Here is a 12,038-nt window from a genome sequence, read left to right as displayed (position 1 = left end):
GCGCAGCCTCTTTTTAACTCAAGCCATGGAAGCCTGTCGCGATGTTCGAGATTCAACCAATCGATGCCATCACTTATCGCCAGCAGACCCGGCGCAGCACGCTGATCATCGCAGTGCTGTTTCTGGTGCTGGCGATGGCGTTTTCGACTGTGGCGGTGGCGCTGTTCGGCGAGCCGGGCGGGGATAATCTGCGGTTCAATGTTGGCGGGGTGTTTGGCGCATTTCTGCTGACGGCGGTGTTGCTGCGCGGGCGATTCTGGAACCAGACCTGGATGGCCCCGGCGGTGTACGGCTGGCGGCTCAAGCGCAGCCTGATGAGCGTCACCAACGTTATGCATCAGGTGACGGCGGCGGTGGACAAGGGCGACCCGGTGGCGATGAAGGTGCTGCGTTTCTATCACCTGGGCCTGACCCAGATGCATGAACTGGACGGCAACTCCAGCGATCACGCGCAATTGCATCGCGAAGTCGAAGCGCACAGGTCGCGGATGGAGGCGCTCGGTCTGGACACCGATCAGAAGCGCCTCGATCCGGCCTGGCTGGAAACCTTGAAAGCGCGCTAAAACGGAATGCACGCGGCGCGCCGCCGTTTCCAACGGCGGATCAGACGCCCGTAGACCAGCAGGTTGACCACCAGCACCACGCTGCCCAGCACCAGCTGAATCTGCGGCGTCAACCCGGTCGGGTAGATGATCGGCCAGACGTAATGTTCGATGAACCCGCCGGCGTATTCGGTCTGCCCGGCAGCGTGACGCATCAGATTTTCCCAATAGGTCAGCGGACAGGTCAGGTGCAACACCTCGACCGCCACACCCCAGGCCGCTGCCGGCAAATGCAGCCACATCAGCCGTGGCCACTTGAGCACCAGCAGCCCGCCGAACAGCACGAACAGAATGAACAGCAAATGAAACAGCACCAGCCCGTCGGCGGCTATTCGATACAGCATGTCGTCTCCCTGACGCGTGGGTGAATGGTCGCCATGTTACGCCGGTAAACGACTGACCGAAGGAAGGATTTGCGCCAACTGCGCAAGATTGTTCAAGCCACCAACGGGCGTTTGCTGGCAGAGTCCGGGGACTTGTCTCACGGTTGAAGCGTGTTATGTCTGACTCATCAATGCCGCGCAGTGCCTTTCTTCGCGGAGCCGCGGCGATCATGCCGTTATCCCTGGCCACCGCACCCTGGGGGCTGCTGGCCGGATCCATGGCGATCGAAGCCAACCTCACGCCGCTGCAAGGGCAGGGCCTGTCGAGCATCGTGTTCGCCGGTGCTGCGCAACTGGTGGCGATCGGCATGCTCAAGGGCGGCGCGGGGATTTTCTCTATTCTGCTGACCACGCTGCTGCTGACTTCGCAGCATTTGCTTTACGGCATGAGCATGCGTCATGTGATTTCGCCTTTGCCGGGACGTTGGCGCATCGGCCTGGGTTTTTTGCTCACCGATGAACTGTTCGCCCTGACCAGTCAACACGACCGCCAGCAGTTCAACCGCTGGTATGCGCTGGGCGTCGGCCTGACGTTCTACATCGCCTGGAATCTCTTCACCCTGGCCGGCATCGTGCTCGGCAGCAGTATTCCGGGACTGGAACACCTGGGGCTGGACTTCTCGATTGCCGCCACCTTCATTGCTCTGATCACCCCGGTGGTGCGCAATGTGCCGACGGTGGTCTGCGTGGCGGTGTCGCTGTTCTGCTCTGTGCTGTTCAGTTACTGGCAATGGGGTTCGGCGCTGGTGCTGTCGGGCCTGGCCGGCATGACTGCCGGGTTTATCTGCAACAAGCTGTATCGGGAGCGCACATGATGGTCTGGGCAGTGATTATCGGCATGGGGATTCTGGTGTTCCTCAACCGTTATGTGTTTCTCGAACCGCGTTTGCCGGTGCGACTGAGCAGCAACGCGCGGCAGTTTCTCGGTTTTGCCGTGCCGGGCATGTTGACCGCGATTTGCGGGCCGATTGTGTTCATGCCGGACAAGCAACTGAATTTGCAGTGGGATAACCCTTATCTGCTGAGTTCGTTAGTGGCAATCGCACTGGTGATTTACACGCGCAACACGTTGCTCAGCATGCTGTTGAGCATGACGTTTTTCTTTTTATTGCGCTGGTGGCTTTAAGTTCTACGCTTAAGGAATGAATTTCATTAGCGAGGTGAACATGGCAACCGAGCAGAAACGTCCCGAAGAAGATGACGAACCGAGCGAAGAAGAAATCGAGCGGGAGAGACACAAGGAGCAGACCTGGAAGCATGACGACAGCCGCGAGTTGTCCGACCGCGATCGGGAACGCCCGCTGAAACCCTGAACGCCACAACGAAAAAGCCCCGCGATTGCGGGGCTTTTTCGTTCATCAAAGATCGTCCAGCTGCGTGAAATCGGGGTGGGCGGCCCGATAACCCAAAGTCTTGTCGATCCAGGCATTCAACTCGTTGACCATCACCGGCGGGTGGCAGGGATAGTTTTCGAGAGTGGCGCGCAGGATGCGGTCGATATCGGGTACCTCACGCAGGTTTCGAGTCTTTATGTAGTGGCCGATAAAACAGTCGAGTTGAAAGCGTTCTGTCGTGGACAGATGAATACACTCCAGGCCGGTGACCTGTTTGATTGCAAAATCGTCGCGCAACTTAGTTCTCTGCAAGGCTTGTAAGTTTGTGGGGGATTCCTGGTTTTGCTGACTCTTTGGTCAACTGGTATGCCAAAAGGAAATGCGGCGCGCATGCTATCCGTAGTGTTTGTAAATGTATGTATGACGGTTGAAATGTCAGACGGGCGGTTAGTTCAATCAAACGACTGTTTATGTTGAATGTTTCGCGTTTGAAACACCGCGTGTAACACGCAGGATTCGATTGCTGAATTCCTGCTTTTGATAACGCATCGCGTCGACATTTATTTACAGTACGGCTTCAATCAATTCCGCACCCTGATTGCGGGAGTTGCCCACCGCTTTGCCGACTTTGTGCCAGTGGAACGCTTCGCTGGGTTCGGCTTCGAACAGCAGCATCTGTTCGGCGCGCTCGGGCGGTGTGGCGGGATCGAGCCATTCGTGCACCCGATCAGCGCGCAGCACGATCGGGCGCCGGTCATGCACATCGAGCAGGCCACCTTCGCTGTTGGCGGTAATGATCACAAAGCCGTCGTCATCCCGCGCAGGTTCGCCGGGTGCCGGAAACTGGCCGATGGCGGCGCAGAAAACCGGCTGATGATCAGCCCGACGAATCAGCCAGGGCTGTCGGCCCTTGCCGGGTGCATCGACCCATTCGAACCAATTGTCGACCGGTACGATCAACCGATGGCGCCAGATCGCGCGAAAAAACGGCCCGTGGGCGACTTTTTCCACTCGCGCATTGATCGGCGCGGCGCGGTCCTTGGCCCAGTGCGGGCGCCAGCCCCAGCGCAAGTTGTCGGCGTACAGCCGTTGTTGGTGCTGATGGAGGATCGCCAGTGAGGTCGTGGGCGCGGCGTTGTAATGCGCCAGCGGCGCGTCGCCGACGTGATTGATCAGCGCATCGGGAATGCTCAGCACCGCGACGAAATCGTGGATGCCGCGGTATTGCGACAGTCTTCCGCACATCGGCCGACCCTCCGGCAGCTGCCTGAAGATTTGAGCTTAGTTGCACGGTTCACTCCTTGCTGCCCTGACCGGTGAACGCGTCGCGCCAGACCAGCCAGCGGCGCTCCAGAACGGCGAGCAATCCGTCGCTGAGTTTGCCCAGCAGCGTCAGAACGATGATCGCGGCCAGCACGATGTCCGGCCGCGACGTTTCGCGACCGTCACTGAGCAGGTAACCCAGCCCTTTGGTCGCGGCGATCAGTTCGGCCGCCACCAGAAACATCCACGCCAGGCTCATGCCGCTGCGCAATCCGGTGAACAGGCCGGGCAGGGCGGCAGGCAGCAGAATCCGTCGCACCAGTTGCAGCGGGCTAAAACCGTAGATATGCCCGACCTCCACCAGTTTGCGGTCGATGTTGCGGATCGCCGAGACCACGTTGATGTACACCGGGAAGAATGCGCCGATGGCGATCAGGACGATTTTCGAGGTCTCGTCGATCCCCAGCCACAGCAGCAACAACGGCACCCAGGCCAGGCTGGGAATCGAACGCAGCGCGGCGAAAGTCGGTTCCAGATAAGCCTCGGCTTCCCGGCTAAGACCGACCCACGCGGCAAACACCAGCGCCAGGCTCGCACCGATGGCAAACCCCAGCAGTACGCGAATCAGGCTGGCGCCGATGTGTTTCCACAAGGCGCCTTCGGCCAGATCCGTGAGGGTCAGGGCAATCTCGCTCGGCGCCGGCATCTGGTAGGACGGCAGCCAGCCGATGCGTACGATGAATTCCAGGACGACCACGATCAGCAGTGGCAGGGCCAGGCCTTTGAAGCGCCTACGCCAGAGCGGATTCAGCCGTGGGAGTTTTCGCCGTGGTGCCGACAAGGCAAGGCGAGCGGGCAAGTCGTTGCTCATGGACGGTTCTCCGCTCACGACAAATCCGCGACGGGCGCGGACTTGTCATGGGCCTGATTGGTTACTGGGCGGCGGCGACTTGCTGGAAACCGGTGTCGATCAACTGATCGATGACCTGATCGACATTCACCCCACGGCGCACCAGTTCTTCGGAGACCAGAATCGGCGCGGCGGCTTTCGAGGCCAGCACATCCTTGGCAGTCAGTTGCGGGCGGCTGAGGTCGGTGCGCGACAGTTGCAGTTTGGCCACGTCCAGCGGCAGGCCGGATTCGCTGGCGAGCAACTTGGCCAATTCGTCGGGGTTCTTCACCGACCACTCGCGGGCCTGCTCATAAGCCTTGATCACGGTGTCGATGGTTTGCGGGTGTTGCTTGGCGTATTGCTCGGTGACGCTGACCACGCCGTAGCTGTTGAAGTCGCGATTGCGGTACAGCAGGCGCGAACCGGCCTGAACCTGACTGGCGGCCATGTGCGGATCGAGGCCGGCCCAGGCGTCAACGTCGCCTTTCTCCAGCGCGGTGCGGCCGTCCGGGTGTTGCAGATGCACCAGTTCCACGTCGTCCTTTTTCAGCCCTGCCTGTTGCAGGGTGCGCAGGGTGAACAGATACGGATCGGTGCCCTTGGTGGCGGCGATTTTCTTGCCCTTGAGGTCGGCGACGGACTGGATCGGCGAGTCCTTGCGCACCACCAGCGCGGTCCATTCGGCGCGGCTGTAGACGTAGACCGATTTGATCGGGCTGCCATTGGCGCGGCTGAGCACGGCAGCGAGGCTGGCCGAAGAGGCGAAATCGACGCCGCCGCTGTTGAGGTATTCCAGCGAGCGGTTGCTGCCCTGGCTCAGCGCCCAGCTGACTTTGCTCTGGGGCAGGGCTTTTTCCAGGTAGCCCAGATGTTTCAGCGCCAGGCTGACCGGCGAGTAATAGGCGTAATCCAGGTGCACTTCGGCGGGCGGCGCTTCGGCAGCGTGGGCGAGGGGTTGCAGGCTCAGGGCTACTGCGCAGGCCGTGAGCAGCGTTTTGATACGGGAAAACGGTAAAAGGGATTTCATGGGCACGCTCCGGCAAGGCAATGGATTCTTATGTCGAAAAAGATATTTTTATCGAATGCTTCCTGCATGAGTGGAATATTGCAGGCTCTGTGCCATGTGCGCCTTTTCCCGTATTTACGGGGCTTTAAACCGGTTTTGCGGGTTTGAAGTGTTGCGGGGAAAACACTGTGCCGAGCCACTGTTGCTCGGCCAACAGTGCGGCGGATAGGTGCTGAGCTTATGCGCTAATCGAATTTCAAATCTGATTTGTAAGAGCGTTATGGTCTATAAAAATCCCTTCTGCAGGACTCACCATGAAGTTCTCACGTTTCTTACGCGCCGCGTTGACCAGCGCACTGTTTGCCACGCCATTGACCTACGCTGCCGAACCCTTGGTCCTGCACGTCGGCGACCAGAATTACTACAACATCCGCGCCTCCATAGAAGCGTCCGGTGTATTGAAGGACGCGCCTTACACGGTCGACTGGAAACACTTCCAGGCCGCTGCTCCGTTGGCCGAAGCGTTGCAGACCGGGTCGCTGGATCTGGGCTTTCTGGGGGATTCGGGATTTCTGTTTCTGGCGGCCAAACAGGCGCCGGTGAAGCTGATCGGTGTGTCGCGACAGAACCCGGACACCATCGCCCTGTTGGTGCCCAAGGATTCTCCGGTAAAAACCATCGAGGATCTGAAGGGCAAGAAAGTCGCCTACTGGCCGGGTGCCTGGAGTCAGCAGTTGACCTTGCGGGCGCTGGAGCAGGGCGGTTTGCCGGAGAGTTACGTCGACTTCGTCAAGCTGATGCCGATCGATGCAGCCGCAGCGCTACCGCAAGGCAGCATCGATGCGTTCCCGGTCTGGGAACCGTACATTTCCCAGCAGATCGTGTTCTCCGGTGCGCGACCTATTCTCACGGCGAAAAACCTGATGCCGGGCCTGAGTGCGATTGCGGCGTCCGCGCCGTCCATCGACAGCAAGCGTGAAGCGATCGCCGATTTCCTCGGGCGCCTGAAGCAGGCCCGGGCCTGGGTCGACAACCACACCGACGAATACGCCGACCTGTGGGCGAAGAAGGCCAACCTCGATCAACAGGTTTCGCGGCACTGGTTGCGCCAGGCGCACATGACGGTCGGCCCGGTGGATCAGCAGGCTGCCGCCGATCTGCAAAGCACCGCCGACTTCCTGTTCAAGGTCAAGGCGTTGCCGGCTCCGCTGGCCACGGCGGGGATCATCGACAGCTCGTTTCAACAGGCGCTGGCACGCTGAGCGAGCGCAGGAACCAAACCCTGTGTATCTTTATCCAACCTCGGCCCATCTCATTGGGTCGCAGGGAGGCAGCAGCGGCGAAGGAGTTTTGCCAATCGACAACATGACCGCAAGGGTCGGGCGCAAGGCAAAACATGACACAGTGGTTCAAGCTTTTCTGCGCGATGGCAGTGGCCGTCGGATTGGCCGGGTGCATCGCCGCTCCCATCGAAATGACCGCGCAGACCGAAGCCCGGCTCAAAGAGCAGGCGCCTGTGCGCTTTCTGTTGACCTTTGATGACGGGCCCAGCGCTTCGAGTTTTTTCAATCCCACCGAAACCGTGCTCGACAGCCTCAAGGACAACCCGCTGCAACCGGGGATCAAAGCGGTGTTTTTCGTCCAGACCCGCGCGCCCCGAGCGGGCAATAGCGAGATCGGCCGGCGGGTCATGCGTCGCGAGTACGATGAAGGACACATTCTGGGCTTTCACACCGCCACCCATTGGCACACCAATCATCGATTGCTCGCCCCGGATGAGCTCGAAACCTCATTGACCGACGGCTCGGCGGACATCGCCGCGATCACCGGCGCGCCGCCGACGTTGCTACGCCCACCCTTCTGGAACTACGACAAACGCACCTTCGCCGCCTACCAGCAGCACCACATGCAAGTGTTGCTGACCGACTTGAGCGCCAACGACGGCAAGATCTGGGGCTTCAATGCCAGTCCCCGGCGGCGGGCGAACATGCTGCGTCAGCTATCGGAAGTCCGCGAACGGATTGCCCTCGGTGAATTGCCAACGGTGGACGGGGTGATTCCGGTGGTGGTGACCTTTCATGATCTCAACCGCTACACCGCCCGCCACACCCGCGAGTATTTGCAGATTCTGCTTGATAGCGCCGCCGCCACCGGCGTGCGACTGGCAGAAAAACCGTTCTATGACGATCGCGCGACATTGGAAAAAGCCGCATTGGCGCGCACCGTGCGTGAGTCGTCGAAACCGGTGAACCTGCCGGGGATCTGGAACTGGATCTGGGACCATGACGCCCACTGAGTGCGGCAATGTGAAATGTGAAGCGGTTGGCAAATTCTGCAGGTGTCAGCGCAAGCGGGGCGATAAAAGCTCATCTATGCTCATCGGGTTGCCCGAGCCAACGCCTGTGAGGCGTGCCCCCCATGATTGCCATTGCCGACATTTGCCGCATCGTCGAATCCGGCTTTTCGCCGCTGTATTGCGATTGCACCGAAACGGCGCAGGGACTCTTGCAGATCAAGGTTTACGAACCCGACAGCGGGCGTGTCGAGCTGTTGCTCAACGGGGTTTCCCCGGAGCATCTGGTCACCATTCGTGACATCTCCAATTTCATTGGCGAGCTACGCACGGAAATGAGCGCCGGACGCCGGGCGTTCGCCGGATGACGGTCAAAGACGCCGCTGGAAGGCGCGGACGATGCTCAGCGTGGCGTCACTGACGTTCAGGTTCTGCACCGCATCGAGCGGGTGCCAGAGACAGTCGACAATCTCATTCAACGGGCGAACCTGATCAATGTTCAGCACTGACGCCTCGTAAACGTGATGGCGTGTGGTGCCGTTCTGCAACTCCATCAGGTACAACAACTGATCGGTGCTGAGCCCGGTTTCTTCCTGGAGTTCGCGGGCGGCGGCTTGCTCGCGGGTTTCTCCCGGCTCGACGGTGCCCCCCGGCAGTGTCCAGCGGCATCTGGGTTTGCGCACCAGGAGAATATGCCGATCCTGCTCGCAGATGACGGTTGCTCTTACTTTCATGTGTTACCCGATTGCCGTTTGTCATAAATCTGTCATGAATTAGCAATATTTGGGCCGCTGCCGGTTTAGAGCTTCTGAGTGTCTGGCAGGGGCAAAAGTGCCGGAGACTTGACGCTGCTGTGGTGCGACGTCCGGTCGGCACGATGAAGCGCTGCGGGTGTAAGGTGGAAAGGTTCGTTACAAAGACAGGAGGTGCCTATGAGCATGGCGATGCTGAACAAAATGTACATGAATGGCTACGACGTACTCAGCGTCAACAACGGCCCTTGGCGAGTCTGCACGCAGGGTGACCGACTCGCTTCGTTTGCCAGTCGCGAAGAAGCGCTGGCCTACGCCGCCGCACTGCCGGGGTACAAAAGTCGTGGACGCGGTCGCAAGACAGGCTGAAGGCCTGTGGAGAAAAGCCCCGGATGTCCGGGGCTTTTGCTGTGCGCAGAATGAGGTCAGTGGACTTTGGTTCGGCTGATGGCGCGGGCTTTCACTTCCCGGGCATACAGTTGCAGGCGTTCCTCATCGCTTTGCAGCACCTCGCAGTACCTGAGCACCGCCTGGGCGTCCGCTTCATTGCCTGACTGGCGCAGTTGCTCGGCGATGCGCTTGAGGTCCACCGCCGACCATCTCAGGTCCGATGCCACGCTTTGCAAGTCACGCTGAAGTTCGTGTTCGTATTCATTGAGCCGCATGATCACCTCCGGAACATTCTCGGTAAAACAGAGTAGCTGCATTTTTCCGGAACGGGTCAAGGCATGTCTGTCTGTAAGCCGAGTGGCCTGGTTTTCGGAAAATAAAGGCCGAGCGCTACGATGGATGTCTGAACAGTTACAGGGTACATTCGCGTTTTTTCAGATGAAGGAATCACCATGCGGATGTTGATCGGGGGGATGCTGATGGCGGCATTGGCCGGTTGTTCGTTGCCTGCTTCACTGGTGCCGGGCGAGCCGAATGTCAGCAAGATCAGCGGTAAGGCTCCCAAGGACTACGCCGCGTGTGTATTGCCGCTGTGGCAGCAGGACGTTGCAAAGACGTCCCAGACATCTATTTCCAACGGCTACCGGATCACCGCGCCGAGCATCGTCACCGCCGACGAGATTCTCGATGTGGTCAAGTACAAGGACGGCAGCCGCGTTTCCCTGTATCAGGGGCCGCCGTGGGCGAAGTCCGGGTCGTTGCGCAAAGCGGTGCGCGACTGTCTGTAAGGTCACAAACCGGCCAGCGGGTGACCGTGCGATTGCGCTGGCTGCTGCGGATCCGGTGATTCCCGTCGTCGCGTAAAGCGACGTGTCACAAAAAATCCCGCCGGTTGATTCCGAGCGGGATTTTTTGTTCAGATTGCGCAAACCCCTTCGGCAAGGACCACCCGACCGAACTCGGCGTTGGTCTCCTGAGGCGTGATGGCAAGCAGTTGGTCGAGGCGAATTTCCTGTTGCGCGGCGTGTTGCTCGATCACCAGGAATTCTTCTTTGTCACTGCTGGTTCGCGTGGTCACGGCTTTGGCCATCAGCCGCTGACCGTCGATCAACTCGATGTCGAGCTGATAGCCGCGCAGGCAAGCGATTTCCAGGTAGTCGTAAAGGTCACAATTCAATGGCTGATAACGGGTCATGGCGTCACTCCTCGAAACCTTGCGCGATGATGAAACGATCCCGGTCGTGCATCAACCCTCATGCGGCGGTGCTGATGGCGGCAGAGAAGGGCGTGGATCGAATTCTGCAGGATATGTAATGCGCAGTGACAGATGATCGCGAGCGTTTCTCTCGCGTGCACTAGGCTTTGAATGCCGGCTCATTACGGGCCGGCATTGCTGTTTTAGGAGGAGTGTTTTTTTGATTCAAGGAGCGGCCGATCATGGATGATCTGGTGAAAGAAGTGATTCCGTTGTTGCAGTACCTGATCCCGGGGTTTGTCTCGACCTGGATTTTCTACACCCTGACGGCGTTCAAACGGCCGGATACGTTCGGACAGATTGTACAGGCGTTGATTTTCACGTTTGTGATTCACGGGATGGTGCTGGGTATTGGGGCGGTTTGTGTGTGGGTGGGAGAGCAGGGGATTTCTGTAGGGAGATGGGATGCGAAAGCTGAAACGTGCTGGGCATTTTCTGCGTCCTTGCTGCTGGGATTGATGGCTTGTTGTCTGGCAACTAATGGCAAATTGCATAGGTGGTTGCGCAGCAGAAACGTAACGAAACAATCTTCCTATCCCAGTGAATGGTTCTGCGCTTTCGCTCAATATGACCGATTCATCACCCTTCATCTGGAGGATGAAAGGCGCGTTCTAGGCTGGCCAGTCGAGTGGCCACCGGAGTCGAACACAGGGCAGTTTTTGATGAGGTTTCCACGCTGGCTCAACGAAGATGGCAAATTGGATCCTATTGGCGCCGAATTTTTGCTGATAGATTCCGCGAAGGTTAAATGGGTTGAATTCAGCCCGGCATCAGAGGGTTCATCATGACCGCCAGAGCACCGCAACCAATGCCGCAACATCTGGAGCGACTTTTCGTAGGGCCCGACGGGAAGCTGTTGGAGAAACCATTGATCACAGGCCCAAAGGCACCACCACCGCTGAAGTACCCCCCATCATCGCAAGCCCGCTCTTAACCCCATCCATCCTTCACCGCCCGGCGAATGCCCTCCAGCAACATCGCAAACGCCGGGTTGTCGTTGTTCTCCCGCCAGATCAGATGCAGCTCGCTCTGCACCCCTTCGCCCAGGTCGATCTCGCGAAACACCACATTCCTGAACACCACACTGGTCGCGCAACGCGGCACCAGCGCCAGTCCCATGCCTGCATTGACCAGCGCCAGAATCGTCAAGGAAGACCCCAGCCACTGCACATAATCCGGAGCGACACGGGCCGAGCGCAGCATGCCGGTGAGCAATTCGTTGAACGGCGGATAGGCCGCGTGGGAATACATCAGGAACGGCTGCCCATCCAGATCCTTGACTGAAACCTCGTCTGCCTCCGCCAGTCGATGGCCGCTCGGTACCGCCAGCACAAACGGCTCGCGCACCAGGCATTCGGTGGCGTAACCAGGCTCGAGCAACGGCGCGCGGACGATGCCCAGATCGATGCGTCGGGCACGCAGGGCTTCGTGTTGCTGATAGGTGTTCATTTCAGTCAGGTCGATCTTCACCTGCGGCTGCTTGAGGCGCGCCTCGGCGATGACCTTGGGCAGAAACTCGTACACCGCGCTGCCGACAAAACTGATGTTCACCGAACCGATATCGCCCTCGGCAAAGCGCCGGGCGGTGACGGCAGCCTGTTGCGCGCGTTCGAGCAGATTCTGCGCTTCGATGAAAAACGCCCGGCCGGCGGCGGTGAGCGCGACGCTGCGCGTGCTGCGGGTAAACAGTTCGACGCCCAGATGATGTTCCAGTAACTGGATCTGCCGGCTGAGTGGCGGTTGGGTCATGTTCAACCGCTCGGCGGCGCGGCGGAAGTTGAGTTCCGTGGCGACAGTGGTGAAGCAGCGCAGTTGGGTCAGTTCGAACATTGATCTAATCCAGGTATCAATCGAATACCAGGTTAGAT

The 12,038-nt window shown here is 59.2% G+C and carries 19 protein-coding genes; 10 read left to right on the top strand and 9 right to left on the bottom strand.

All coding sequences use genetic code 11. The annotated features are described in order from the left end of the window. The first annotated feature begins 41 nt into the window (after positions 1-41). Positions 42-563 (top strand): DUF3087 domain-containing protein, encoded by a 522-nt coding sequence (locus QLG12_RS11720; protein WP_282474553.1) that lies wholly within the window; start codon positions 42-44, stop codon positions 561-563. Here QLG12_RS11720 and QLG12_RS11715 read toward each other — a convergent pair. Continuing rightward, positions 560-946 (bottom strand): DUF2784 domain-containing protein, encoded by a 387-nt coding sequence (locus QLG12_RS11715; RefSeq protein WP_282474552.1) that lies wholly within the window; start codon positions 944-946, stop codon positions 560-562. The genes QLG12_RS11720 and QLG12_RS11715 overlap by 4 nt on opposite strands. 155 nt (positions 947-1,101) lie before the next feature. On the opposite strand from QLG12_RS11715, the gene QLG12_RS11710 reads away from it, so the two are divergent. The 3 genes from QLG12_RS11710 to QLG12_RS11700 are packed head-to-tail and all read left to right on the top strand — an operon-like array spanning position 1,102 to position 2,298. Next, positions 1,102-1,800, top strand: coding sequence for an AzlC family ABC transporter permease (locus QLG12_RS11710; RefSeq protein ID WP_011334675.1), 699 nt, complete (start codon positions 1,102-1,104; stop codon positions 1,798-1,800). Next, a complete protein-coding gene (locus tag QLG12_RS11705; RefSeq protein ID WP_199913032.1) occupies positions 1,800-2,111 on the top strand; it encodes an AzlD domain-containing protein in 312 nt (103 codons plus the stop codon). Before QLG12_RS11710 ends, QLG12_RS11705 begins: the two co-directional genes overlap by 1 nt. A gap of 40 nt (positions 2,112-2,151) precedes the next feature. Then, entirely contained in the window at positions 2,152-2,298 is a 147-nt protein-coding gene (locus QLG12_RS11700) for a hypothetical protein (protein ID WP_282474551.1), read from the top strand. A 45-nt stretch (positions 2,299-2,343) separates the two neighbouring features. Here the strand turns inward: QLG12_RS11700 and QLG12_RS11695 are convergent, their stop codons facing one another. The 4 genes from QLG12_RS11695 to QLG12_RS11680 form a co-directional block, all read right to left on the bottom strand. Further along, positions 2,344-2,616, bottom strand: a complete 273-nt coding sequence (locus QLG12_RS11695; RefSeq protein WP_282474550.1) for a hypothetical protein — start codon at positions 2,614-2,616, stop codon at positions 2,344-2,346. 267 nt (positions 2,617-2,883) lie between these two features. After that, entirely contained in the window at positions 2,884-3,564 is a 681-nt protein-coding gene (locus QLG12_RS11690) for an SOS response-associated peptidase family protein (protein ID WP_197867716.1), read from the bottom strand. A gap of 49 nt (positions 3,565-3,613) precedes the next feature. Next, positions 3,614-4,453, bottom strand: coding sequence for an ABC transporter permease (locus QLG12_RS11685; RefSeq protein ID WP_282474549.1), 840 nt, complete (start codon positions 4,451-4,453; stop codon positions 3,614-3,616). Positions 4,454-4,514: 61 nt separating this feature from the next. Next, complete coding sequence (locus QLG12_RS11680; protein WP_282474548.1) at positions 4,515-5,501, bottom strand: aliphatic sulfonate ABC transporter substrate-binding protein; 987 nt, start codon at positions 5,499-5,501, stop codon at positions 4,515-4,517. A gap of 293 nt (positions 5,502-5,794) precedes the next feature. On the opposite strand from QLG12_RS11680, the gene QLG12_RS11675 reads away from it, so the two are divergent. The 3 genes from QLG12_RS11675 to QLG12_RS11665 all read left to right on the top strand — a co-directional run bounded on the left by QLG12_RS11675 (position 5,795) and on the right by QLG12_RS11665 (position 8,141). After that, positions 5,795-6,742, top strand: a complete 948-nt coding sequence (locus QLG12_RS11675) for an ABC transporter substrate-binding protein (RefSeq protein WP_282474547.1) — start codon at positions 5,795-5,797, stop codon at positions 6,740-6,742. A gap of 134 nt (positions 6,743-6,876) precedes the next feature. Further along, on the top strand, positions 6,877-7,776 hold the full coding sequence (locus QLG12_RS11670) for a polysaccharide deacetylase family protein (protein ID WP_282474546.1): 900 nt from the start codon (positions 6,877-6,879) through the stop codon (positions 7,774-7,776). A gap of 122 nt (positions 7,777-7,898) precedes the next feature. Then, positions 7,899-8,141, top strand: a complete 243-nt coding sequence (locus QLG12_RS11665) for a DUF1652 domain-containing protein (protein WP_011334667.1) — start codon at positions 7,899-7,901, stop codon at positions 8,139-8,141. A gap of 3 nt (positions 8,142-8,144) precedes the next feature. Here QLG12_RS11665 and QLG12_RS11660 read toward each other — a convergent pair whose 3' ends face one another. Next, positions 8,145-8,507, bottom strand: coding sequence for an NUDIX hydrolase (locus QLG12_RS11660; protein WP_085654215.1), 363 nt, complete (start codon positions 8,505-8,507; stop codon positions 8,145-8,147). Positions 8,508-8,705: 198 nt separating this feature from the next. Here QLG12_RS11660 and QLG12_RS11655 point away from each other — a divergent pair, with 198 nt between their 5' ends. After that, entirely contained in the window at positions 8,706-8,894 is a 189-nt protein-coding gene (locus tag QLG12_RS11655; RefSeq protein ID WP_282474545.1) for a DUF2188 domain-containing protein, read from the top strand. A 56-nt stretch (positions 8,895-8,950) separates the two neighbouring features. Here the strand turns inward: QLG12_RS11655 and QLG12_RS11650 are convergent, their stop codons facing one another. Continuing rightward, positions 8,951-9,190, bottom strand: a complete 240-nt coding sequence (locus QLG12_RS11650; protein WP_282474544.1) for a hypothetical protein — start codon at positions 9,188-9,190, stop codon at positions 8,951-8,953. A gap of 177 nt (positions 9,191-9,367) precedes the next feature. On the opposite strand from QLG12_RS11650, the gene QLG12_RS11645 reads away from it, so the two are divergent. Then, positions 9,368-9,703, top strand: coding sequence for a hypothetical protein (locus QLG12_RS11645; RefSeq protein WP_197867722.1), 336 nt, complete (start codon positions 9,368-9,370; stop codon positions 9,701-9,703). 128 nt (positions 9,704-9,831) lie between these two features. Here the strand turns inward: QLG12_RS11645 and QLG12_RS11640 are convergent, their stop codons facing one another. Further along, positions 9,832-10,110, bottom strand: a complete 279-nt coding sequence (locus QLG12_RS11640) for a Rho-binding antiterminator (RefSeq protein WP_197867723.1) — start codon at positions 10,108-10,110, stop codon at positions 9,832-9,834. Between the two features lie 242 nt (positions 10,111-10,352). Here QLG12_RS11640 and QLG12_RS11635 point away from each other — a divergent pair, with 242 nt between their 5' ends. After that, entirely contained in the window at positions 10,353-10,958 is a 606-nt protein-coding gene (locus tag QLG12_RS11635) for a DUF6338 family protein (RefSeq protein WP_282474543.1), read from the top strand. 142 nt (positions 10,959-11,100) lie between these two features. On the opposite strand, the gene QLG12_RS11630 is transcribed toward QLG12_RS11635, so the two are convergent. Beyond that, positions 11,101-12,000 (bottom strand): LysR substrate-binding domain-containing protein, encoded by a 900-nt coding sequence (locus QLG12_RS11630; RefSeq protein WP_007950480.1) that lies wholly within the window; start codon positions 11,998-12,000, stop codon positions 11,101-11,103. Positions 12,001-12,038: the final 38 nt, after the last annotated feature.

The sequence above is a fragment of the Pseudomonas sp. V88_4 genome, from assembly GCF_029967985.1.
Lineage (GTDB): Bacteria > Pseudomonadota > Gammaproteobacteria > Pseudomonadales > Pseudomonadaceae > Aquipseudomonas > Aquipseudomonas glycinae.
This window is presented reverse-complemented; position numbering and strand designations above follow the sequence as displayed.